Source organism: Mycobacterium sp. B14F4 (assembly GCF_039871645.1).
Lineage (GTDB): Bacteria > Actinomycetota > Actinomycetes > Mycobacteriales > Mycobacteriaceae > Mycobacterium.
Genome location: NZ_JBDPMF010000001.1, coordinates 380,313 through 402,600, shown reverse-complemented (window position 1 = coordinate 402,600; position 22,288 = coordinate 380,313). Strand labels below are relative to the sequence as shown.

Here is a 22,288-nt window from a genome sequence, read left to right as displayed (position 1 = left end):
TTAATGCGCATCGGAGATGAGTCTGGCCTCGATGGTCCGGTCCGCACCGACGGCCAGCGTGTTGCGCCGGGCGGCGGCGAGGTGGTCGGTGGCCAACCGCACCGCCCGGGCCTCGTTCCCGTCGCGGATCGCGTCGAGCAGCCGCTGGTGGTCGCGTAGGGCGGCGCGCATGGTCTTGTGGTTCAGCGGATCGACGGGGTTGTTCTCATCCCCCCACACCGACGACTCGTGTGCGGACCAGATCAGCTCCAGCGAGCCGATCAGCAGGATCAGCGACTCGTTGCCACAGCGGGAGACGACGGCCTCGTGAAACCGCCTGGCATTGGGCACATACCGGGACATGTCGTCGAACTGCTCGAGCTGCCTGTCGATCTCGTCCTGCAGATACGGCACGACTTCGGTCATCCGGTCCTGCCGCGCGGCGCACATGCCGGCGCAGATCGGCTCGAGATGCATGAGCGCGCCGCTGACGTCGGCCGGTGTCGCCGAACGGGATTGCAGCACCATGCTGATCATGTGCGCGGTGCGGTCGGCCGACGGCAGGTGCACCACCGCGCCGCCCATGTTGCCGCGCCGAACCGAGATGAGCCCGTCCATCTCCAGCATGTGGATCGCCTCCCGCAACGCCGGCGGGCTGACACCGAACTCGGCGAGCAGACCGTCTTGGGACGGCAGTACGTCGCCTTCCTTGAGGCGTCCGGACAGGATGTCGTCGCGCAGTCGCGCGGCGATGATCTCGGCGACCCGCGGTTGCCGGATGCGGTGAATCGTCGTCATGTGCCCGCGCGCCGCTTGCCGTAGTCGAAGACCGACAGCTTGTCGGGTGACGACGCCGCGGTGGCGAACTCTGCGGTGCAGAGGATCTCGTCGTCGTGCAGCAGCCGCGCGGTCGACGTCACCCGGCCATCGGCTTCCGCCCTGGCCACGTCGAAGCGCAGTTCGGTGAGGATCGGGGTGGGCCTGCGAAAGCTGATGGTCAGCGAGCGGGTCTTGCCGGTGCGCCCCGACGCGCAGCTGTGGTGTTGGGTGACGCAGTCGAAGAAGACCGCCAGGAAGCCCCCGTTCACCAGGCCCGGCGGTCCCTCGAACACGACCGGGAAGGTGACCCGTCCCGACGCCGTCCCGACATCGAGATGGTCGAACGTGTACTCGGGGAACGCCGGGTTGTAGGCACCGACGTCGAAGGCGTGGTCGAGATAGACGCGCTGGGTGGCGGCGGCACCGGGACCGATCCGCGGAGTGGGGTCGGGCGGCGCCGACGCGGCGAGTTCACGCTCCCACGCGGCCATCTGCGCCAGCATGGCGTCGACGCTCGGGTGCTCCTGCTCCAGCGACAGGAGAAGCCCGCTCAGCCGGCGGAACGCGCCGGCCGCCGCGACCGTCTGCGGGAGGGGCTGCTCGCCGAACCGTGGCCCGCTGTCGGCCATGGCACCCTCCTCGTGTCGCGCTTTCCTTGCTAACTTGTACAAGATAGCAATACTGTATGTCTAACCGTAAAGCTAGAGATCGGTGGAATCAACGGTGACCGAAGCGGCCAACGACGGCGTGGCGACCTCGTCGCGCGATGGCGCGGTTCTGCGCATCACCATCGACCGTCCCGGCCGGCGCAACTCGTTGAGTCACAGCATGGTCGACGCCATGGCGGCGATGTTGACGGCCGCGGCCACCGACGATTCGCTTCGCGCCGTCGATATCCGGGCCGCCGGTTCGGACTTCTGCGCGGGAGCGGACCTGGTGACCGCCAACGCCGCGGGGCACCGGCCCCGCACTGGTGACCTCATCCGTCGCATCCCCCACACCGCCAACCGGGTGATCGAACTGGTGCACACCATCCAGCTGCCCGTGGTGTGCAGCGTGCGCGGCTGGGCCGTCGGGCTGGGCTGCAACCTGGCGCTGGCCGCCGATTTCACCCTCGCCGCCGACGACGCCGTCTTCTGGGAACCGTTCGTCGGCAGGGGCTTCAGCCCGGACTCCGGCTCGACGTGGCTGCTGCCCCGGTTGGTCGGCCTGGCGCGAGCCCGACGGATGCTGTTGCTGGGCGAGAAGATCGGCGCCGCCGATGCCGTGGAGTGGGGGCTGATCCACCAGGCGGTACCCGACTCCCAGCTCGACGCGGCGAGCGATACACTCGTCGAGCGGCTGGCATCCGGGCCGACGGTCGCGATCGGCCTGGCCAAACAGGCCATCCAGTACGCGCAGCAGGCCACGTTGACACAGGCGATGACGCAGGAGCTCTTCAATGTCGAGCTGTCCTGCCGGACAACTGATTTCAAAGAGGGACTGGCGGCCTTCCGTGACAAGCGGCCGCCGGAGTTCACCGGACGCTGACCGATGGGACCATCAATGTCTGACACCTTCGCCGACATCACCTACGAGGTCGACGGACACAAGGCGACGATCACGCTGAACCGGCCGCAGGCGCTCAACGCGCTGAGCCCGCAGATGATCGCCGAACTGCGCGCGGCCTACGACCAGGCCGAGAACGACGACGACATCTGGATCGTCATCGTCACCGGCACGGGGCGGGCGTTCTGCACCGGAGCCGACGTCGGCGAGATCCCCGAGGACGGCAGGGTGATCTACGAGCGCCCGTACCTGTCGACCTACGACCAGTGGGAGGCCCCCCAGGAGGGCACCCCGCCGTTCCGCCGGATGGCCAAGCCGGTGCTCACGGCGGTCAACGGATTGTGCTGCGGCGCAGGGCTGGACTGGATCACCACCGGCGACATCGCGATCGCGTCGGACAAGGCCACCTTCTTCGACCCGCATGTCAGCATCGGCCTGGTCGCCGGCCGCGAGATGGTCCGACTGGCGCGCGTGCTGCCCCGCAACATCGCCTTGCGGATGGCGCTGATGGGCAAGCACGAGCGGATGAGCGCTCAGCGCGCCTACGAACTCGGCATGATCAGCGAGGTCGTCGAGCACGACCGCCTGCTCGAGCGAGCCCACGAGATCGCCGACGTCGTCAACTCCAATGCCCCGCTGGCCGTGCGGGGCACCCGCCTGGCCATCCACAAGACGCTGGACCTGCCGCTGCACGAGGCGGAGATCCTCGCCGAGACGTTCCGCGAGCGCGTCCTGCGCACCGACGACGCGGCCGAGGGCCCCCAGGCGTTCATGGAGAAGCGCGCGCCCAATTGGCAGTGCCGATGACCGGATTCGAGACCATCCGGCTCGACGTGGACCCCGTCGACCGCGTCGCGGCGATCACGCTGAACCGCCCGGACCGGCTCAACGCGTTCAACCGCACCATGTGCGAGGAGATGGCCGAGGCGTGGCGCCTCGTCAAGCTCGACGACTCGGTCAATGCGGTCGTGCTGCGCGCGGCGGGCGACCGCGCGTTCAGCGCCGGACTGGACGTCAAGAGCGCCTTCGGCCAGCCCGAGAACGTCTGGAACCACGAGGATCCCGGCGAGTACCTCAGCCCCAAGTGGCGGAAGATGTGGAAGCCGGTCGTGTGTGCGGTGCAGGGCATGTGCACGGCCGGCGCCTTCTATTTCGTCAACGAGGCCGACGTGGTGATCTGCTCGCAGGACGCCACGTTCTTCGACTCTCACGTCAGCGCCGGCCTGGTGTGCGCCCTGGAGCCGATCGGGCTGATGCGCCGCGTCGGCCTCGGTGAGACGCTGCGAATCGCGTTGCTGGGCAACGACGAACGGGTCAGCGCGCAGACGGCGCTGCGGATCGGCCTGGTGTCGGAGGTGGTCAGCGCTGACCGGCTCTGGGAGCGTGCGCACCAGATCGCGACCGCGATCGCTGCGAAGCCGCCGTCGGCCACGCAAGGCACCGTGAAGGCGATCTGGGAGTCGCTCGAAAAGCCCTACCGCGCCGCGATGGAGCAGAACCTGATCTACACCCGGCTCGGCAACCCGCTGGGACAGGCCGAACTCGCGGCTCGGCCCCCCACCCCCGCGACCGCCCCGAGGATCCGGTGATGAGCGGTCATCCGCTCATCAGGCGGATCGCCGACGTGCTGACCCTGGCCCCGGACGCGCCGGCGATCGAGTACGAGGGCGAGTGGTCCACCTGGGGTCAGGTCGGCGCCCTCGCCGGGCAGATCGAGTCGGTCGGGGTGACGGGGCGCCAGGTCGGGATGCTGCTGCGCAACCGGCCCGCTCACGTGGCCGGCCTCCTGGGGGTGCTGAGGGGCGCAGGGACCGTCGTCGTCATCAATCCGTCGCGCGGCGACGACCGCATCCGCGCCGACATCGACGCGCTGCGCCTGCCGTTGATCGTCGGCGAGCGCGACGATCTCGCGCGGTTGGTGTCCACCCGCCACACCACCACGGTGTCGCTGGACGGGTTCACCCCCCACGTGACGCCCGCCGATCCACCCGACGCGGCGGCGGGACGCGCGGGCGTCGCGGTGCGGATGCTGACCAGCGGCACCACCGGACCACCCAAACGCATCGACCTGACGTACGACATGCTGGCGCACAGCGTGATCGGACCGGATTTCGACGAAGCACCGGCCCCGAGCGCGCTGCGGCGCGGGGTGGCGATCGTCAACGCCCCACTGGTGCACATCGGCGGTGTGTTCCGCGTCCTGCAATCGGTCTGCGAGGGTAGGGCTTTCGCGTTGCTCGATCGCTTCGAGTTGAGTCGGTGGGCCGACGCCGTGCGCAGGCACAAGCCCGCGACGGTGTCGCTGGTACCCGCCGCGCTGCGTACCGTGCTGCACTCCGACCTGACCCGTGAGGACCTCGCGAGTGTCCGCGCGGTCACCTCGGGCACCGCGCCGCTGTCGGCCGAGGACGCCGACGCGTTCACCGAGAAGTTCGGGATCCCCGTGCTGACCTCCTATGCGGCAACGGAATTCGGCGGCGGCGTGGCCGGGTGGACCCTGGCCGACCACCAGCGGTACTGGCGGGACAAGCGCGGCAGCGTCGGACGAGCCAGCCTGGGGGCGCAGCTGCGCGTCGTCGACGACGGCGGCAATCCGCTGGGACCCGACGAGCCCGGCCTGCTGGAGGTCCGGCCCGGCCAGCTCGGCCCCGACGCGGACTGGCTGCGCACCACCGACCTCGCGCGCATCGACGCGGACGGCTTCCTGTGGATCCTGGGCCGAGCCGACCAGGCGATCATCCGCGGCGGGTTCAAGGTGATGCCCGACGACGTGCGCGCGGCTCTGGAGAGTCATCCGGCCGTTCTGGGCGCCGCCGTCGTGGGGCGCCGCGACGACCGCCTCGGCGAGACCCCGGTCGCCATGGTGGAGCTGCGCGAACCCGTGGGGTCAGAAGAGCTGCTGGAGTACCTGCGAAGCCGACTGGCGCGCTATGAGATTCCCACCGATATCGCGATCGTCGACCGCCTTCCCCGCACCCCGTCGGGCAAGGCGGACCTCAGCGCGGTGCGACGGCTCCTCAGCCACACCGTCGAGCATGCCTGAGAAGACGGTCGGCGCCGTGCTGCGCGAACAGGCCCGCACCCGCGCCGCGAATCCCCTGCTGGTGTGCGACGACGACCGGCTGACCTATGCCGAGGCCGACGAGCGCTCGTCCCGACTCGCACGGGGTCTGATCGCGCTGGGCGCCGGCAAGGGCACGCATGTCGGCGTGCTCTACCCGAACGGTTCTGCGTTCATCGTCGCGATGTTGGCCGCCGCACGGATCGGGGCCGTCGTCATCCCGGTGTCGACCTTCGCCACCGCGGCGGAGTTGCATGATCAACTCGGCCACGCCGACGTCCAGATCCTGCTCGCCACCGCATCTTTCCGGTCCCACGACTACCGTCCGCGGCTGGCCGGGCTTACCGGGCTCCCGCTGATGCGTCACATCCTGGTCGACACCGAACCGGTGGAATCGGCCGGCGAAGCGCTCCTCGCCGCGCTGGAGAACGACGTCGAACCCTCCGACGTGCTGGCGATCATCTACACGTCCGGCTCCACCAGCGTCCCGAAGGGCGTCGTGCACACCCACGCATCGCTGCTGGACCACCAGGTGGTGCTCAACGAGATCCGCGGCCTGAGCGGGCGGGACAAGCTGTTCTGCAACTCGCCGTTCTTTTGGGTCGGCGGGTTCGCGTTCTCGATTCTGGCCGTCCTGCTCGCCGGCGCGACGCTGGTGTGCTCCAACGCCACCGATGCCGGCAAAACCCTCGACCTGATCGAGGCCGAGAAGCCCACGATGACCAACGGGTTCGTCGCGGGCATCGCGCATCTCGCCAACCACCCCAGCCTGCCGCGACGCGACCTGTCGTCGCTGCGGCGCGGCAACCTGTACCCGATCATGGCGCCCGACGTGCGGCCCACCGACCCCGAGTTGCGCCACACCATGCTGGGCATGACCGAATCCGGCAGCGTCATCACGATCAGCGAGGACGAATCGGACCAACCCGAGCACCGGCGCGGCTCGTTCGGCCGGCCTGCGCCCGGATTCGACACCAAGGTCGTCGATCCGGACTCCGGCATGGCGGTCGCCGCCGGCGCGGTCGGTGAACTGTGTGTCCGCGGGCCGTTCATGATGCAGCGCTACTACAAGCGCAGCCGTGAAGAGTGCTTCGACGCCGACGGGTGGTTCCACACTGGCGATCTCGTCCGCACCGATGCCGAGGGTTACGTCTACTTCGTCGGTCGCCGCGGCGCGATGATCAAGACCGCGGGCGCCAACGTCGCACCCGGCGAGGTCGAGCGCGCCATCGCCAAGGTCACCGGCGGGACCGTCGCCCACGTCGTCGGGCTACCCGATGCGCAGCGCGGTCAACTGGTGGCAGCGGTCATCGTGCAGGACGCGGACGCCCCGTTCGACGAGTCCGCCTTGCGCGAGAAGCTGGCCACGGAGTTGTCGTCGTACAAGATTCCCCGCCGCTTCGCCGTCCTCCCCGAGGTTCCGGTGATGTCGAGCGGCAAGGTGGACACGGCCCGGCTGAGGGCGGTGTTCGATGCCTGACACCATCGACGCGCTGGTGCGGCTGCGCGCCGCCTGCGACGGCGCCAAGCACGCCGTGATCGATCCGTCGGTGCACCTCACCTATGGCGAACTCGACACCACCACAATCGAACTGGCCGCGGATCTGGTCGCCGCCGGAGTCAGCAAGGGGACCCGGGTGGGGCTCATCATGCCGAACTGTGCCGAGTGGGTGCGGATCGCGGTGGCGCTGACCCGGATCGGCGCCGTGCTGGTTCCACTGAGCACACTGCTGCAACCACCGGAACTGGCCGCGCAACTGCGCACGGCCTCCGTGCAGGTCCTCATCGCCGTCGACGAGTTCCGCGGGCACCGGTACCTCGACGCGGTGGCCCCCGAACGCTCGAATCTTCCCGCGCTGCGTCAGGTGTGGCGGGCCGACCGGCTCCCCGTCGGCGGGAACAGCAGCGCGGCCGACGCGATGACCGCCGCCGTGACGCCGAGCGACACGCTCGCGATCATGTTCACCTCCGGAAGCAGCGGCCCTCCCAAGGGCGTCACCCATTCCCACGGCAACGCGCTGGGCGCGGTGCGGGCCGGCCTCGACGCTCGCTGTATCGACGCCGACACGCGCCTGTACCTTCCGATGCCGTTCTTCTGGGTCGGCGGCCTCGGCAGCGGCGTTCTGTCGGCGCTGCTCGCCGGCGCCACCCTGGTCACCGAACAGATACCCCGCCCGGAGACGACCCTGCGTCTGCTGGAGCGCGAACGGGTCACGCTGTTTCGCGGCTGGCCCGACCAGGCCGAAGCCTTGGCGCGCGAATCCGCCTCCGTCGGTGCCGATCTGTCGTCGCTGCGGGTCGGCAGCCTGGAGGCCCTCTTGCCCGGCGACCTGCGCTCACCACCCGGCGCACGGGCGAAGCTGTTCGGGATGACGGAATCCTTCGGGCCGTACTGCGGTTATCGCGCGGACACCGACATGCCGCGGTCGGCGTGGGGTAGTTGCGGGAAGCCGTTCGACGGCATGGACGTTCGGATCGTCGACCCCGACACCGGCATGCCGGTCGGGGCCGGCACCATCGGCGAGATCCAGATCCGGGGACCGCACGTGATGCGCGGGATCTGCAGGCGCAGCCGCGAGGACGTGTTCACCCCCGAGTGCTACTACCCCACCGGCGACCTCGGCCATCTCGACGGGGACGGCTTCATGTTCTACCACGGCCGCTCCGACGACATGTTCAAGGTGAGCGGTGCGACCGTCTACCCCAGCGAGGTCGAACAGGCGTTGCGGTCGATCGACGGCGTGCAGGCGGCCTTCGTCACCGACGTCGAGCGGGCGGTCGGCGCCGTGGTGATCACCGAGCGCTCCGTGGCCGACGTGCACACCGCCGCCCGGGAACGATTGAGCGCGTTCAAGGTGCCGACCGTATGGCTGACCGTCGACTCCGACGACGACATCCCGCGCAAGGCGACGGGCAAGGTCGACGTGCCCCGGCTGCGCGAAATGCTGCACGGCGCGCGTCGAACGTAACCTCATGGCGCGATTTCGCGCGGATCACCGCCCTGGCGTCACATTCGACGAAACGACGACGCCACGATCGGTGAGGTGGTCGATCAGCGGCACCGCACCCTCGGCGAGGTGCTCCGACATCGCAGTGCGACAGAGGTTCTCGTCGCGTTGCTCCAGCGCCGTCAACAGCCGCCGGTGATGAGCGTTCGACTTCTCCGGCCAGCCCGCGATGATCGGGAACACCGACTCGGGCGCGTAGCGGGTGATCTGCGACATCAACTGCGCCAACTTGGGCGAGTCCGCTGCCATGTTGATCGCCCGGTGGAACTCGTGATTGAGCCGCACCGCCCGCTCGTCGTCGGCGGAGTCGTAGGCGTCCTCCAGGTCGGACTGGATCCGCTGCAACTCCCGCAGCTGTTCGTCGGTGATGTTGGCCGCGGCGCGCGCGGCGAGCTCACCGCCGATGTAGGCCTGCACGTTCGACACATCGGTCAGGTCGCGGCCGGTCACGGGCAGCACGACGAAGCCCCGTCGCGGCTGCTGGGCAAGCAGCCCTTCGGCTTTCAGCTCGAACAGCGCCTCCCGCACCGGCGTCACGCTGATGCCCAGCTCGACTGCCAACTGATCCAGTCGTACGTATTCGCCTGCGGCATAGGTGCCGTCGAAGATGCGCTTGCGGACATAGCGCGCGACATCCTCGGCCAGCTGGGGCCGGAAGGCGAAATCCGGGGCGGTCACGGTCAGATCTGGTAGTCGGCGAGCAGACGCTTGCTGATGATGTTCTTCTGGATCTCGCTGGTGCCCTCGCCGATCAGCAGGAACGGTGCATCGCGCATCAGCCGCTCGATCTCGTACTCCTTGGAGTAGCCGTAGCCGCCGTGGATCCGGAAGCTCTGCTGAGTGACCTCGGAGCACAGCTCGCTGGCCAGATACTTCGCCATTCCCGCGGCCACGTCGTTGCGTTCACCGGAGTCCTTCAGCCGGGCGGCGTTGACCATCATCAGGTGCGCGGCCTCGACTTTGGTTGCCATCTCGGCCAGTTGGAACGCGATGGCCTGGTGCTCGGCGATCGGCTTGCCGAACGTATGCCGCTGCTGGGCATACCGCACGGCCAGTTCGAACGCACGCAGCCCCACCCCGCAGGCCCGGGCCGACACGTTGACGCGGCCGACCTCGATGCCGTCCATCATCTGGAAGAAGCCCTGTCCGGGCGCCTCGCCGAGGATGTCGTCGGCCTGGGCCAGATAGCCGTCGAAGATCAGCTCGGTGGTGTCGATGCCCTTGTAGCCCAGCTTGTCGAGCTTGCCGGGGATCGTCAGCCCGGGCACGACCTCGCCGAAACCGACCGGCTTCTCGACCAGGAACGCGGTGAGGTTGCGGTGTGGTTTGTCAGCGCCCTCGTCGGTGCGCACCAGCACGGCGATCAGCGTCGAGCTGCCGCCGTTGGTCAGCCACATCTTCTGTCCGTTGATCGTGTACGCGCCGTCGTCACCGCGCGTGGCGCGGGTGCGGATCGCGGCGACGTCGGAGCCGAGTTCGGGTTCGGACATCGAGAATGCGCCGCGGGTCTCGCCGGTCGCCATCCGCGGCAGATACCGTTGCTTCTGGGAATCGGTGCCGTGCTGGCGCAGCATGTAGGCGACGATGAAGTGGGTGTTGAGCACCCCGGAGATGCTCATCCAGCCGCGCGCCAGCTCCTCGACGCACAGCGCATACGTCAGCAGCGACTCGCCGAGACCGCCGTACTCCTCCGGGATCATCAGCCCGAACAGGCCCATCTCGCGCATCTGATCGACGATGGGCTGCGGATAGGTGTCGGTCTTCTCGAACTCGGGCGCGTTCGGGATGATCTCCTTGTCGACGAACTGCCGTACCGTCGCGAGGATCTCCGTCTGCACCTCGGTCAGGCCGTGTGTCTGCGCGAGTCGTGTCATGCGCGATCCCGGTTCGCTTCTCGCTTGGTCATGCGCGATCCCGCTTCGCTTCTCGCTTGGTCATGCGCCAACCCTCTCGAACACCGCGGCCAAACCTTGGCCGCCCCCGATGCACATCGTCTCCAGGCCGTAGCGCGCGCCGCGCCGGTTCAGTTCGCGCGCCAGCGTCGCCAGCATGCGGCCGCCCGTGGCACCGACGGGATGTCCGAGCGAGATGCCCGAGCCGTGCACGTTCGTGCGCTCGTGGTCGGCCGCGCCGAACTTCCACTCCCGCATCACCGCGAGGGCCTGAGCCGCGAAGGCCTCGTTGAGCTCGATCAGGTCGATGTCGGCGAGCGTCAGCCCGGCCTTGTCCAGCGCCGCCGCGGTGGCGGGCACCGGTCCGATGCCCATGATGTGCGGCGCGACGCCGGCCGAGCCCCACGACACCAGTCGCACCAGCGGGGTCAAGCCGAGCTCGTCGGCCTTCTCGGCGGTTGTCACGATGCACATCGACGCGGCGTCGTTCTGGCCGCTGGCGTTGCCCGCGGTGACCGTCGCCTCCGGATCGCTCTTGAGCAGAACGGGTTTGAGCTTGGCCAGCGACTCGACGGAGGTGTCCGCGCGGGGGTGCTCGTCGGTGTCGATCACCTCCTCGCCCTGTCGGTTGGGCACCGTGACGGGCACGATCTCCTCGGCGAGGATGCCGTCCTTCTGCGCGGCGACCGCCCGCTGGTGCGACCTCACGGCGAGCTCATCCTGCTCGAGGCGCGAGATGCCGTATTCGCGCCGCAGGTTCTCCGCGGTCTCCAGCATGCCGCCGGGCACCGGGTAGTGACGCCCGCCGGCGGTGGTGCGGCCGCGGGCCAGTCCGTCGTGTACGACCACGCCGCAGCGGGCCCCACCCCACCGCATGTCGGTCGAGTAGAACGCGACGTTGCTCATGCTCTCGGCGCCGCCCGCGACGACAACGTCGTTGTCGCCGTTGGCAACCTGCAGACAGGCCTGGATGACCGCCTGCAGCCCGGACCCGCAGCGCCGGTCGACCTGCATGCCCGGAACGGTCACCGGAAGGCCGGCGTCCAGCGCGACGACGCGGCCGATGGCTGGTGCCTCACTACTGGGATAGCAGTGCCCGAGGATCACGTCTTCGATTGCGGCAGGATCGATTCCGGCCCGGTCGAGCAGGCCCTTGAGCGCGGTGACCCCGAGATCGACGGCGGTCAGCGACGTGAACATCCCCCCGTAGCGGCCGATCGGCGTGCGCACCGGTTCGCAGATGACGGCCTCGCGGATGCTCATATGTGCCTGCCGCCCGTGACCTCGAGGACCGTGCCGGTCATGTACGACGACAGATCGCTGGCCAGGAACAGTGCGACCTTGGCGACCTCGTCGGGCTCCCCGGCGCGGCCCATCGGCACCTCGGCCAGCTTCTGGTCCCAGATGTGTTGCGGCATCGCCTCGGTCATCGCCGAGCGGATGAGGCCCGGCTGGATGGCGTTGACCCGCACGCCGAGGTGGGCCAGTTCCTTCGCGGCGGCTTTCGTCATGCCCACGATGCCCGCCTTGGCCGCCGAGTAGTTGGTCTGCCCGACCAGGCCGACCTTGCCGGAGATCGACGACATGTTCACGATCGCTCCGCGCTTGTTCTCGCGCATGATCGCCGCCGCCGCCTTCAACCCGTGCCAGGTGCCCTTGAGGTGCACGGCGATGACCTGATCGAACTGCTCCTCGGTCATCTTGCGCAGCGTCGCGTCGCGGGTGATCCCGGCGTTGTTGACCATCACGTCCAGGCCGCCGAAGCGGTCCACCGCCGTGGTGACCAGTGCGTCGACCTCACCGGCCTTGGTGACATCGGCGCGAACCGCGAGCGCGACGTCGGGTCCCCCGAGTTGCTCGGCCGCCGCCTCGGTCGCGGCGAGGTCGAGGTCGCCGAGCACCACGCGGGCGCCCTCGCCGATGAACTTCGCGGCGATCGCGTAGCCCAGGCCCTGAGCGCCTCCGGTGACGACGGCCGTCTGGCCCGTCAACAGCGACACCTGTTCCCCTCTCTTCGCTGGTCAAGCCCCACGGGGGCCGGTTCAACCGAACATCATATTTCATATATGATCGCTCCCGACCGCGGGGCACCAGCCCGGCGAGCAGACACAGAAACTGCAGTTTCTGTGAGCGTCTTCAGGGCAGTTTTGCGCCTGTCGCGCTGAAAAAAAGAGGAGCAGCAGTCCATGACGACATCCGAAGTCGGCGACGAGGATTTCCGCGAGATCCTCGCCCAGACTCGTCACTTCGTCCGGACCGCCGTGGTCCCGCGCGAGCTGGAGATCCTCACCGACGACCGGGTCCCCGACGATCTGCGCGAGCAGGCCAGGAAGATGGGACTGTTCGGCTACGCGATCCCCCAGGAGTGGGGCGGGCTGGGTTTGGATCTGACGCAGGACGTCGAGTTGGCGATGGAACTCGGCTACACGTCGCTGGCGCTGCGCTCGATGTTCGGCACGAACAACGGCATCGCCGGGCAGGTGCTCGTCGGGTTCGGCACCGACGAGCAGAAGGCGCGCTGGCTCGAGCGGATGGCGGCGGGTGAGGTCGTCGCGTCGTTCGCGCTGACCGAACCCGGCGCCGGCTCCAACCCGTCCGGGCTGCGTACGAAAGCCGTTCGCGACGGCTCGGGAGACGACGCCGATTGGATCATCACCGGGCAGAAGCGGTTCATCACCAACGCACCAACAGCCGACCTGTTCGTCGTCTTCGCACGCACGCGTCCCGCCGACGACGACGGCCCCGGCATCGCGGTGTTCCTGGTGCCCGCCGACACCACGGGCGTCCAGGTCGGCGCCAAGGACGCCAAGATGGGTCAGGAAGGGGCCTGGACCGCCGACGTCGGCTTCGACGACGTCCGCGTGCCTGCCGAAGCGCTCGTCGGCGGCAGCGAGGACATCGGCTATCGCGCCGCGATGATCTCGTTGGCGCGCGGCCGCGTTCACATCGCCGCGCTGGCCGTCGGCGCCGCCCAGCGCGCGCTCGACGAATCCGTCGTCTACGCCGCCACCGCGACCCAGGGTGGCACACCCATCGGCGACTTCCAGTTGGTCCAGGCGATGATCGCCGACCAGCAGACCGGTGTGCTGGCCGGTCGGGCACTGGTCCGCGACACCGCCCGGCAGTGGGTGACCGGTGAGGACCGCCGGGTCGCCCCGTCGGCCGCCAAGCTGTACTGCACCGAAATGGTCGGCAAGGTCGCCGATCTCGCCGTGCAGATCCACGGCGGCAGCGGATACATGCGCGAGGTTCCCGTCGAGCGCATCTACCGCGAGGTACGGCTGCTGCGGCTCTACGAAGGCACCAGCGAGATACAGCGCCTCATCATCGGGTCCAACCTCGTCAAGGCCGCCCAGAAGGGGCTCGCATGAGCGGCAGGCTCGAAGGCAGGGTCGCGTTCATCACCGGCGCCGCCCGGGGTCAGGGTCGCGCGCACGCCGTGCGGATGGCCGCCGAAGGCGCCGACATCATCGCGATCGACATCGCCGGGAAACTTCCCGACTGCGTCCCCTACGACCACGCGACGCCCGAGGACCTCGCCGAGACCGCCCGACTGGTCGAAGCCACGGGCAGGCGGATTCTCACCTCGGTCGTCGACGTCCGCGACGCCGAGGGACTGCGCGACGCGATCGACGTGGCGGTGGCGGCGCTGGGCCGACTCGACGTGATCGTCGCCAACGCAGGCGTCTCCGCGCCGCAGACGTGGGACTCGATCACACCCGAGGACTTCCGCGACGTCATGGACATCAACGTGACCGGCGTGTGGAACACCGTGATGGCGGGGGCGCAGCGGATCGTCGACGGCGGCCGGGGCGGGTCGATCATTCTCATCAGCTCCGCCGCCGGCATCAAGATGCAGCCGTTCATGGTCCACTACACCGCCAGCAAGCATGCCGTCACCGGAATGGCGCGGGCCTTCGCGGCCGAACTCGGCAGGCACTCCGTTCGCGTCAACAGCGTGCACCCGGGCGCGGTGAACACCTTGATGGGCAGCGGCGACATGATCGGATCGCTCGGCCGCGCGATCGAGACCTATCCGCAACTGGCGCACATGATCACGCCGTTCCTGCCGACCTGGGCCGCCGAGCCCGACGACATCGCCGATGCGGTCTGCTGGCTGGCCAGCGACGAATCCAAAAACGTTACCGCGACGGCGATTTCAATCGATCAGGGCATGACGCAGTACTGAGCGCTGTGAATCAGCGGATGTAGCGCACGATCGACTCGGCCACGGCGGCGGGCTTCTGCGAACCGTCGATCTCGACGGTGGTGGTCATGGTCGACTGCACCGCTCCGTCGAGCTGGTCGACCTTCGTCAACTCCGCGCGGGCGCGAATCCTGGCACCCACCTTGACGGGCGTGATGAAACGGACCTTGTTGTACCCGTAGTTGATCGCCATCGTGATGTTCCCGACGGTGTACAGCTCGTGGGAGAACCGCGGCAGCAGCGACAGCGTCAGCAGGCCGTGCGCGATCGTCCCGCCGAACGGGCCGTCGACCGCCTTGTCCGGGTCGACGTGGATCCACTGGTGGTCGTCGGTGGCGTCGGCGAACAGGTTCACCCGGTCCTGCGTGACCTCGAGCCACTCCGTGGGGCCGAGTTGGCTGCCCTCGGCGGCGATGAGCTCGTCGAGGTCGCTGAACTTCTTCACTGCTACTCCTTCGTGCCGACTAGAAGACCACGGTCTGGTTGCCGTACCGGATGATGCGGTCCTCACAGTGCCACAGCACCGCGCGCGACAGTACAAGCCGTTCGACGTCCGAACCCAGGCGCACCAGATCCTCGACAGTGTGCCGGTGGTCCACCCGCACCACGTCCTGCTCGATGATCGGTCCCTCGTCGAGGTCGTCGGTCACATAGTGTGCGGTCGCGCCGACGAGTTTGACGCCGCGCTCCTTGGCGCGGCGGTACGGCGCGGCTCCGATGAACGCGGGCAGGAACGAGTGGTGGATGTTGATCAGCGGACACCCCACCTCGGCGATGAACCGCGGCGTGAGGATCTGCATGTAGCGCGCCAGCACGACGAGGTCGACGTTGCCGCGCAACAGGCTGAGCTGACGCGTCTCGGCCTCCTCACGGATCTCCTTGCTGGCGGGCACGTGGATGAACGGGACGGCGAACGGCCGCACCTGGTCGGCGAGGTCGGCGTGATTGGCGATCACCATCGCCACGGACATGTCGAGTTCACCGCGCCGGTTGCGCCAGAGCAGATCCAGCAGGCAGTGATCCTCCTTGGACGCCATGATCGCGACGCGCTTCGGTTTGGCCGCCTCGGTGAGGCGAAAGTCCATGCCGAACGGGCCGGCCACTTGCGAGGCGAAGGTGCGCTCGAGATCGTCCCGCGCAGCGGTCAACCCCGGCAAGTGAAAGATGGTGCGCTGCATGAACGTGCCGCCGGACTGCTCGGTCGAGTGCTGGTCCAGCGAAACGATGTTCGCTCCGGCCTCGGCCAGAAAAGCGCTCACCGCCGCGACGAGGCCGGGTCTGTCCGCGCAGCGCAGCAACAGCCTGCCCACATCCTTGACGGGCAAGGGTCCTCCTACCCCGCTCGGATACTCTCCCACCACCCGTAACAGGGTGTCACCTGGCCGCGAGGAGCGCAGTAAAACATCGGATCGCACCGGCGCCACGGAGTCGCCGCGCGGCACAATTGACGCAATTGACCAATGCATCTGAAGCACACCGCAATTCCGTCGGGGATTACCGGATGCGAAAGATGCGTCATATCGCGGTGCGGCATTCGGCGGCCAAGAGGTACAAAGACGCGGCCTGCCGCGCGACCTTCCGGACACCCGATCGGCCCGTCCAGAACCACGCCCGACCGCCTTCTGCATCGCTTGCCAAAACCCGGCCGTCGGCGTGCGCGGAATCGCTGGACCGGCGATTCACGTCCCGTCGGCAATGCGCTGGGGCGCCTGCGGTACCGCCGGTACGGTGTTGCTGGTCAGACGGCCTAAAACTACCCGGCGGTAACGTACCCTCACGGATGTACGCGGGGTGATCGGCCGCCAATGGCCTCGCTGCCGACACGCCGAGCAAAATTCGGACATATTGGCGAAAGAACCGACAGAACATCCGATCGGACCGCGCAATAGTTCGCCACACCGATAACGAAATCCAGCAACCAGGGGCAATACAAAAACCGAAAGTTGCCATAACACATGATTCGGCGACTGGAACCCTTGATGAATCGGTGAGAATGGCCTGGATACAGGATAAGTTTCGGTCGCTAGCTGGTAATAAATCGACGCGCAGCGAGATACTCAAACCTGTGTGCGGGGCAAACCACACGCTAATCCGCAGCGACCACTCGTTGGCGGCTGCCAGACGATCGGACGAGCATGACTGTTCCCCATCTCGATTCCGCTGCCCACGCCGTTGCCAGACTGCGGCACAGCCCTAGTTGCTGGGATCCGGAAACCGAGTGCTCGATCGTGTTCGCTCATCCGGCGGTGGAGCGGGATCTGTGGCGCGATTTCGTCGACGGCGCGACGCGCAGCTACACCAGCCGGGGCGTCGAGAAAGCGCTCGACATGGCGGCGCTGCACTCCGGCGACGACACGATCCTGTTCGCCGCCTGCGTGAACCGGGACGGCAGGGTCGTCGGCGGGCTGCGCGCCAAGGGCCCGTACCGGTCCGCCGACGAAGCCCACGCGCTGCAGGAGTGGAATGGACAGCCCGGCTACGACGCGGTGCGAAAAATGATCACCGACCGACTACCATTCGGCGTCGTGGAGATGAAAACCGCTTGGGTGACTGACGATCCCGATCGCAGCCGTCAGCTCACCAGCGCCATTTCCCGCACTCCGCTGCACGCGATGGGGCTGCTGGACATCCAGTTCATCGTTGCGACGGCCGCCTCGTATGTCCTCAAGCGCTGGCTGTCGTCTGGCGGCATCCTGGCGTCGAAGATTCCGCCGACGCCGTATCCCGACGCCCGCTACGAGACACGGCTGGCGTGGTGGGACCGTCGAACCTTCGCCAATCACGCTGATCCCAAGCAGCTTTCGCTGTACTTCGCCGAACAGCGAAGGATGGTGCCCCGGCTCGACGAGGCGGCCGCAAGGGCCGCCACCGGGACGGTGCGGTGACCGCTGGCACCGGAGATCAGCAGTGGTGCAACGCAATTGTCCTACAGAGCGACGATCCACGGCTCGATGAGCTGCGGGCCGAACCGGGCATCGACGTCATCGATCGCGCGGATCGACAGCGAGACACGCTCCGGGATCTGCTTCCCTCGCCTTCCGATGAGCTGCTCGGCGAGCCGGTCCGGTGGGCCTACTATCCGTGGCGGCGCACCGTCGTCAGCATTCTGGGCCCGCGCGCTTTCCGCCGGGTCCGGCTGGACCGCAACAGGAATCTGATCACCACGGCGGAACTGCGGGTCCTGAGCAGGCTGCACATCGGGGTCGTCGGGCTCAGCGTGGGCCACGCCATCGCCCATGCCCTTGCGACCCAGGGCCTCTGCGGCGCCTTGCGCCTGACCGATTTCGACGACCTGGAACTGTCCAATCTCAACCGGGTCCCGGCCTCGGTGTTCGACCTGGGCGTGAACAAGGCGGTGGTGTGCGCCAGGAGGATCGCCGAGCTGGACCCCTATCTGCCGGTGTCGGTGCGGACGGCGGGAATCACCACCGAGACGGTCGAGGAGTTCGTCGACGGCGTGGACATCCTGATCGAGGAATGCGACTCGCTGGACGCCAAGGTGCTGCTCCGCGAGGTCGCCCGCGCTCGGCGCGTCCCGGTGCTGATGGCCACCAGTGACCGCGGCCTGCTCGACGTCGAGCGGTTCGACGTCGAACCGTCGCGTCCTCTGCTGCATGGGCTGATCGGTGACGTCGACGCCGCCCAGCTGCGCGACCTGCAGCGCACCGACAAGGTGCCGTACTCCCTGCGGCTCGTCGACGCGACGCAGGTGTCCGGTCGGATGGCGGCGTCCTTGATCGAGGTCGGCAAGTCACTGTCCACCTGGCCGCAGCTGTCGTCCGAGGTGGCTCTCAACACGGCCGCCGTCGCCGAAGCGGTCCGCCGGATCGGGCTGCACGAAGAGTTGCCCTCGGGACGGGCGCGCATCGACATCGCCGAGCTCTTCGACAGGCTCGGCGAGCCGGCCGGCCCGCGCGAAGAACCGGTCGGCGAGGAGCCCGCACCGACGGAGCCACCGGGCGATGCCCTGGACGCGGTCCTGCTCGCCGCCGGTCGCGCCCCCTCGGGCGGCAACGCCCAGCCCTGGCGGATCGGGGTCACCGGCGATTCGGTGACCATCGCGCTGGCCCCTGAGTACGCGACGACGATGGACGTCGGCTTTCGCGCCAGCGCCGTCGCCGTCGGCGCCGCCGCCTTCAACGCGCGGGTCGCCGCCGCGGCGCACCACTTGCTGGCAGACGTCGCGTTCCGGGATGGCGACGAAGGCTCGCCGCTCACCGCGACCGTGCGCCTCTCGCCGGGCGAGGACCCCGCGCTCGCCGCGCTGTACGAGCCGATGATGCGGCGGGAGACGAATCGACGCCGCGGTGAGCGGGTTGCGCTGCGACCCGAGGCGCTCGAGGCGATGGCTGCGGCGGCCGCCGCCGAGGGCGCCCACCTTCGCCTCCTCAGCACACCGGATGAGCTCGCCTCCGCGGCAGCGATCCTGGCCGCGGCCGACCGCATCCGCTACCTGACCCCGCGTCTACACGCCGAGATGTTCGCCGAGCTTCGCCGGCCCGGTGACGACTCGCTCGACGCCGGTCTCGATATCCGCAGCCTGGAACTGCCACGAGCCGACCTGGTGATGCTCGACGTCCTCGGCCGCTCCGATGTGATGAACCATCTTTCCGCTTGGGGCGGTGGATCGGCGCTCGGTGACGACACGGAGCGGCGGGTGCGCGAGAGCTCCGCGGTCGGCGTCATCACCGTGGCGGGTCGCACCCTTACCGACTACGCCCGCGCGGGTTCGGCCGTCGAATCGGTGTGGGTGCAGGCGCAGAAGCATGGCGTTGCCGTGCAACCGGTTTCACCGGCATTCCTCTATGCGGTCGACTCCGACGACCTGCACCGGCTCTCCGCGCCCTTCGCCGAGTTCCTCGCCGATCTGCAATACAATTTCCGCACGCTGGCAGGCACTGGGCCCACGGAATCCCAGGCGTTGGTTCTGCGGTTCGGTTACGCACCGCCGCCATCGGTGCTCAGCCGGCGGCGTGCCCGCGTGCGCCACCATGGTGCGGACGGCTTGGAGGACTAGTGCCCAGCAGCTTGGAAGACCTCGTCACATCGGTCGCCACCCGGCTGATGGGCGTGAACGCGGCCTCCCACGTGGAGGTCAGCCGGCGGGTGCTCGCCGATCTCGTCGAGTTCCTCGGCGTCGACGTCAGCTTCCTGCGTCACAACGATCACCGCATCCACGCCTCCGTGCTGGTGGCCGAGTGGCCGACGCGTCCCGGCATTCCGGATCCGGATCCGCTGGCGGTCGTGTACTTCGCCGACGCCGATCCGGTATTCGCGCTCGCCGAGCACCAGAAGGAGCCTCTCATCTTTCGCCCGGAGCCGGCGACCGACGAGTATCAACAGACCATCCACGAGGGCAGGCAGATCCCGTCGACGTCGATGGCGTGCGTTCCGCTGCTGTCGGGGGATGTCACCACCGGGGTGCTCGGGTTCGTCAAGTTCGGCGATCGCGACTGGACGACGGAGGAGATGAACGCCCTGAAGGCGATCGCCTCGCTGTTCGCTCAGGTCCAGGCGCGGATCGCCGCCGAGGACCAACTGCGTTACCTCGCCGAGCACGACGATCTGACGGGGCTGTGCAACCGCCGCGCGCTGTGGGCGCATCTCGACGCGCGGCTGCAGCAGGGTCAACCGGGCCCGGTTTCCGTGCTGTTCTTCGATCTCGACCGACTGAAGGCGATCAACGACTACCTGGGGCACACGGCGGGCGACTGGTTCATCCGCGTTCTCGCCGAGCGACTCCGCGAAAGCTCCGACGGATCGAACCTGATCGCACGCCTCGGGGGCGACGAGTTCGTCGTCGTGCCTGCGGCGCCGATGGGCACCGACGAAGCCGAGGCGCTGGCTCACCGCCTGCAGTCGACGCTTCACAAACGGGTGGCCATCGACGGCGAGATGCTGACCCGCACGGTGAGTATCGGTGTCGCCCTTGGTATCCCGGGCAGCGACACGACATCGGACCTGCTCCGGCGCGCCGATCAGGCCGTGCTGACCGCGAAGAACTCCGGCGGAAAAAAGGTCGCGGTCTTCTCCGACGAAATGTCACTGGAGAACGCCTTCCGCAACGACATCGAGCTGCACCTGCAGAGCGTCATCGAGAACGGTGCCCTGCTGCTGCACTATCAGCCCGAAGTGAACATGCGGACCGGCGAGATACTCGCCGCAGAGGCACTGGTCCGCTGGCAGCATCCGACACGTGGCCTGCTCTCGCCCAGCGCATTCATCGGCGTGGCCGAATCCATCAACCTCGCGGGGGAATTGGGACGCTGGGTGATGCGGGCTGCGTGCACCGAGTTCGCCCGGTGGCGCGCCAACGGCGTGGGCCACGACGCGGTGTTGCGGATCAACGTCTCGCCGGTTCAACTGGTCACCGATGGCTTCGTCGAGTCCGTGGCCAGCATCATCGACGAGTTCGGCCTCGACGGCGGCTCGGTCTGTCTGGAGATCACCGAAAGCGTGGTGGTCCAGGACATCGAGACCACTCGAATCACGCTCGCGGGCCTGAAGGAGGTCGGCGTCCAGGTCGCGATCGACGACTTCGGCACCGGCTACAGCGTGCTCTCCCACCTCAAATCGCTCCCGGTCGACACGCTCAAGATCGACAAGGGCTTCGTGCGTGAACTCGGCGCCAATCCCGGAGACCTCGCGATCGTGCGCGCGATCATCGCACTCGCCGAGGCCTTCGGGCTGGAACTGGTCGCCGAGGGCGTCGAGACGGAGGCAGCCGCGGTGACGCTGCTACAGCACGGATGCCATCGGGCGCAGGGATTCCTGCTATCGCGGCCGGTCCCCGGCGACGAGATGGAGTCGCTACTGGCCCGGGGCCGGGTGCCCGTGCACTTTCCCGCAACGCCACACGTGTGACTCGTCGTGCGACTCGTGCAGGCTGACCCATAATCGGCGGTTGCCCGCTCGGCACGTCGGCGACACCGGCGAGGCGAGCGGTTCCGACGTCAGCAGCTCCAGGCGCCCGAACCGGCTGGCCCGCTGCCCGGTCAGGCAGACCCGCACCGCGGCACCGGCCGGCAGCCCACCCGTCGAGGGCACAGTGACCCGCGACGCCCCGGCGGCCACCGTCACCCCGTGACGCGCGCGGACGGCCAGCGGTCCGTCGGGAGTGGTGAACACGGCGCCCACCGCCGTCCCCTCCTCGAACACGATCCGCTCCAGGGTGGTGTCCGGGTTCAGCTCGATGTCGCGCTCGCATGCCTGGGCGGTCAGCCAGTCGAGGATGGAACCGCCGACATCGTCGGCATCGGGCGTCATGGTGCCGATATCGGCGACCTCGACGAGCTCTCCGTCGGCGGTGTGCACCGTGGCCGAATGCCAATCCGGGATCCGGGTGTAGAGATAGCCGTACGGGGTCGACAGGCAGCGCGCTGCCCAGTCGCGCAACCGCGAACCGACGAACGGCGCGACGGTGCGGCCCGAGTCGGCCGGCGGGTGCTGATGGACTGCGCGGACCGGCACCGCCAGGTCGTACGACGAACGCCGCAGCGGACCCAGGTCGGACGCCAGCGCCGCGAAGTACTCGTTGGTCTCGGGATCCGACACACCGGCGCCGAGCCAGGGCCGCACGGCGGCGGCATCGCTCGCCGAGGGCTCGGCGACGAACACCGATCCGCCCAGCTCGACGACGGCGATGGCGCTGCCGAGCCCCGCGGCTCCCGAGCCGGTACACACCACGTCGACTTCGTCGTCCCACTTCACCACCGCTGATTGCTCCACCATTGCTAAACGACCCACCTCACGTTCCGAACCCGCGCAGTCCCGG

General features: G+C 68.4%; 20 protein-coding genes. 11 read left to right on the top strand and 9 right to left on the bottom strand.

Annotation, left to right across the window (positions count from 1 at the left end; translation table 11 throughout):
* Positions 1-777: a GntR family transcriptional regulator gene (locus ABGB19_RS01970; protein ID WP_347683428.1), complete on the bottom strand. Its 777-nt coding sequence runs from the start codon at positions 775-777 to the stop codon at positions 1-3.
* The gene (locus ABGB19_RS01965; protein ID WP_347683426.1) at positions 774-1,427 is read right to left on the bottom strand and encodes a hypothetical protein; all 654 of its coding nucleotides are present in this window, start codon (positions 1,425-1,427) and stop codon (positions 774-776) included. The genes ABGB19_RS01970 and ABGB19_RS01965 overlap by 4 nt, the downstream gene beginning before the upstream one ends.
* Positions 1,428-1,521: 94 nt before the next feature.
* Between ABGB19_RS01965 and ABGB19_RS01960 the strand changes: the two genes are divergently transcribed.
* Genes ABGB19_RS01960 through ABGB19_RS01935 form a run of 6 tightly spaced genes read left to right on the top strand, consistent with a single transcriptional unit; the run spans position 1,522 to position 8,376 of the window.
* The gene (locus ABGB19_RS01960) at positions 1,522-2,328 is read left to right on the top strand and encodes an enoyl-CoA hydratase-related protein (RefSeq protein WP_347683424.1); all 807 of its coding nucleotides are present in this window, start codon (positions 1,522-1,524) and stop codon (positions 2,326-2,328) included.
* Positions 2,329-2,343: 15 nt separating this feature from the next.
* The gene (locus ABGB19_RS01955; RefSeq protein ID WP_347683422.1) at positions 2,344-3,153 is read left to right on the top strand and encodes an enoyl-CoA hydratase/isomerase family protein; all 810 of its coding nucleotides are present in this window, start codon (positions 2,344-2,346) and stop codon (positions 3,151-3,153) included.
* Entirely contained in the window at positions 3,150-3,935 is a 786-nt protein-coding gene (locus tag ABGB19_RS01950; RefSeq protein ID WP_347683420.1) for an enoyl-CoA hydratase/isomerase family protein, read from the top strand. The genes ABGB19_RS01955 and ABGB19_RS01950 overlap by 4 nt, the downstream gene beginning before the upstream one ends.
* Positions 3,935-5,389, top strand: a complete 1,455-nt coding sequence (locus ABGB19_RS01945) for an AMP-binding protein (protein ID WP_347683418.1) — start codon at positions 3,935-3,937, stop codon at positions 5,387-5,389. The genes ABGB19_RS01950 and ABGB19_RS01945 overlap by 1 nt, the downstream gene beginning before the upstream one ends.
* Positions 5,382-6,887 (top strand): class I adenylate-forming enzyme family protein, encoded by a 1,506-nt coding sequence (locus ABGB19_RS01940; RefSeq protein ID WP_347683417.1) that lies wholly within the window; start codon positions 5,382-5,384, stop codon positions 6,885-6,887. The genes ABGB19_RS01945 and ABGB19_RS01940 overlap by 8 nt, the downstream gene beginning before the upstream one ends.
* Positions 6,880-8,376 (top strand): class I adenylate-forming enzyme family protein, encoded by a 1,497-nt coding sequence (locus ABGB19_RS01935; RefSeq protein ID WP_347683416.1) that lies wholly within the window; start codon positions 6,880-6,882, stop codon positions 8,374-8,376. Before ABGB19_RS01940 ends, ABGB19_RS01935 begins: the two co-directional genes overlap by 8 nt.
* A gap of 24 nt (positions 8,377-8,400) precedes the next feature.
* Here the strand turns inward: ABGB19_RS01935 and ABGB19_RS01930 are convergent, their stop codons facing one another.
* The 4 genes from ABGB19_RS01930 to fabG are packed head-to-tail and all read right to left on the bottom strand — an operon-like array spanning position 8,401 to position 12,307.
* On the bottom strand, positions 8,401-9,093 hold the full coding sequence (locus ABGB19_RS01930; protein ID WP_347683414.1) for a GntR family transcriptional regulator: 693 nt from the start codon (positions 9,091-9,093) through the stop codon (positions 8,401-8,403).
* A 2-nt stretch (positions 9,094-9,095) separates the two neighbouring features.
* The gene (locus ABGB19_RS01925; RefSeq protein ID WP_347683412.1) at positions 9,096-10,289 is read right to left on the bottom strand and encodes an acyl-CoA dehydrogenase family protein; all 1,194 of its coding nucleotides are present in this window, start codon (positions 10,287-10,289) and stop codon (positions 9,096-9,098) included.
* A 60-nt stretch (positions 10,290-10,349) separates the two neighbouring features.
* On the bottom strand, positions 10,350-11,570 hold the full coding sequence (locus ABGB19_RS01920; RefSeq protein WP_347683410.1) for an acetyl-CoA C-acetyltransferase: 1,221 nt from the start codon (positions 11,568-11,570) through the stop codon (positions 10,350-10,352).
* Positions 11,567-12,307 carry a 3-oxoacyl-ACP reductase FabG gene (fabG, locus tag ABGB19_RS01915; RefSeq protein WP_347683408.1) on the bottom strand — a complete coding sequence of 247 codons (741 nt, stop codon included), beginning with the start codon at positions 12,305-12,307 and terminating at the stop codon, positions 11,567-11,569. The genes ABGB19_RS01920 and fabG overlap by 4 nt, the downstream gene beginning before the upstream one ends.
* 186 nt (positions 12,308-12,493) lie before the next feature.
* On the opposite strand from fabG, the gene ABGB19_RS01910 reads away from it, so the two are divergent.
* Both ABGB19_RS01910 and ABGB19_RS01905 read left to right on the top strand, forming a co-directional pair.
* Positions 12,494-13,678, top strand: a complete 1,185-nt coding sequence (locus ABGB19_RS01910; RefSeq protein WP_347683406.1) for an acyl-CoA dehydrogenase family protein — start codon at positions 12,494-12,496, stop codon at positions 13,676-13,678.
* Positions 13,675-14,496 (top strand): mycofactocin-coupled SDR family oxidoreductase, encoded by an 822-nt coding sequence (locus ABGB19_RS01905; protein ID WP_347683404.1) that lies wholly within the window; start codon positions 13,675-13,677, stop codon positions 14,494-14,496. Before ABGB19_RS01910 ends, ABGB19_RS01905 begins: the two co-directional genes overlap by 4 nt.
* Positions 14,497-14,506: 10 nt before the next feature.
* Here ABGB19_RS01905 and ABGB19_RS01900 read toward each other — a convergent pair whose 3' ends face one another.
* The gene (locus ABGB19_RS01900; RefSeq protein ID WP_347683402.1) at positions 14,507-14,959 is read right to left on the bottom strand and encodes a MaoC family dehydratase; all 453 of its coding nucleotides are present in this window, start codon (positions 14,957-14,959) and stop codon (positions 14,507-14,509) included.
* Positions 14,960-14,978: 19 nt separating this feature from the next.
* Positions 14,979-15,911: a formyltetrahydrofolate deformylase gene (gene purU / locus ABGB19_RS01895; RefSeq protein ID WP_347684666.1), complete on the bottom strand. Its 933-nt coding sequence runs from the start codon at positions 15,909-15,911 to the stop codon at positions 14,979-14,981.
* 738 nt (positions 15,912-16,649) lie between these two features.
* Between purU and ABGB19_RS01890 the strand changes: the two genes are divergently transcribed.
* The 3 genes from ABGB19_RS01890 to ABGB19_RS01880 are packed head-to-tail and all read left to right on the top strand — an operon-like array spanning position 16,650 to position 21,378.
* Positions 16,650-17,399 carry a hypothetical protein gene (locus ABGB19_RS01890; RefSeq protein WP_347683400.1) on the top strand — a complete coding sequence of 250 codons (750 nt, stop codon included), beginning with the start codon at positions 16,650-16,652 and terminating at the stop codon, positions 17,397-17,399.
* A complete protein-coding gene (locus tag ABGB19_RS01885; protein ID WP_347683398.1) occupies positions 17,396-19,531 on the top strand; it encodes an Rv1355c family protein in 2,136 nt (711 codons plus the stop codon). The genes ABGB19_RS01890 and ABGB19_RS01885 overlap by 4 nt, the downstream gene beginning before the upstream one ends.
* Positions 19,531-21,378, top strand: a complete 1,848-nt coding sequence (locus ABGB19_RS01880) for an EAL domain-containing protein (protein ID WP_347683396.1) — start codon at positions 19,531-19,533, stop codon at positions 21,376-21,378. Before ABGB19_RS01885 ends, ABGB19_RS01880 begins: the two co-directional genes overlap by 1 nt.
* Here the strand turns inward: ABGB19_RS01880 and ABGB19_RS01875 are convergent.
* The gene (locus tag ABGB19_RS01875) at positions 21,325-22,245 is read right to left on the bottom strand and encodes a hypothetical protein (protein ID WP_347683394.1); all 921 of its coding nucleotides are present in this window, start codon (positions 22,243-22,245) and stop codon (positions 21,325-21,327) included. The genes ABGB19_RS01880 and ABGB19_RS01875 overlap by 54 nt on opposite strands.
* Between the last annotated feature and the right edge of the window lie 43 nt (positions 22,246-22,288).

Coding starts and splice junctions, on each gene's coding strand:
- ABGB19_RS01970 (WP_347683428.1), bottom strand. CDS start 777: ATGACGACGATTCACCGCATCCGGCAACCGCGGGTCGCCGAGATCATC.
- ABGB19_RS01965 (WP_347683426.1), bottom strand. CDS start 1,427: ATGGCCGACAGCGGGCCACGGTTCGGCGAGCAGCCCCTCCCGCAGACG.
- ABGB19_RS01955 (WP_347683422.1), top strand. CDS start 2,344: ATGTCTGACACCTTCGCCGACATCACCTACGAGGTCGACGGACACAAG.
- ABGB19_RS01950 (WP_347683420.1), top strand. CDS start 3,150: ATGACCGGATTCGAGACCATCCGGCTCGACGTGGACCCCGTCGACCGC.
- ABGB19_RS01945 (WP_347683418.1), top strand. CDS start 3,935: ATGAGCGGTCATCCGCTCATCAGGCGGATCGCCGACGTGCTGACCCTG.
- ABGB19_RS01940 (WP_347683417.1), top strand. CDS start 5,382: ATGCCTGAGAAGACGGTCGGCGCCGTGCTGCGCGAACAGGCCCGCACC.
- ABGB19_RS01935 (WP_347683416.1), top strand. CDS start 6,880: ATGCCTGACACCATCGACGCGCTGGTGCGGCTGCGCGCCGCCTGCGAC.
- ABGB19_RS01925 (WP_347683412.1), bottom strand. CDS start 10,289: ATGACACGACTCGCGCAGACACACGGCCTGACCGAGGTGCAGACGGAG.
- ABGB19_RS01920 (WP_347683410.1), bottom strand. CDS start 11,570: ATGAGCATCCGCGAGGCCGTCATCTGCGAACCGGTGCGCACGCCGATC.
- ABGB19_RS01910 (WP_347683406.1), top strand. CDS start 12,494: ATGACGACATCCGAAGTCGGCGACGAGGATTTCCGCGAGATCCTCGCC.
- ABGB19_RS01905 (WP_347683404.1), top strand. CDS start 13,675: ATGAGCGGCAGGCTCGAAGGCAGGGTCGCGTTCATCACCGGCGCCGCC.
- ABGB19_RS01890 (WP_347683400.1), top strand. CDS start 16,650: ATGACTGTTCCCCATCTCGATTCCGCTGCCCACGCCGTTGCCAGACTG.
- ABGB19_RS01875 (WP_347683394.1), bottom strand. CDS start 22,245: ATGGTGGAGCAATCAGCGGTGGTGAAGTGGGACGACGAAGTCGACGTG.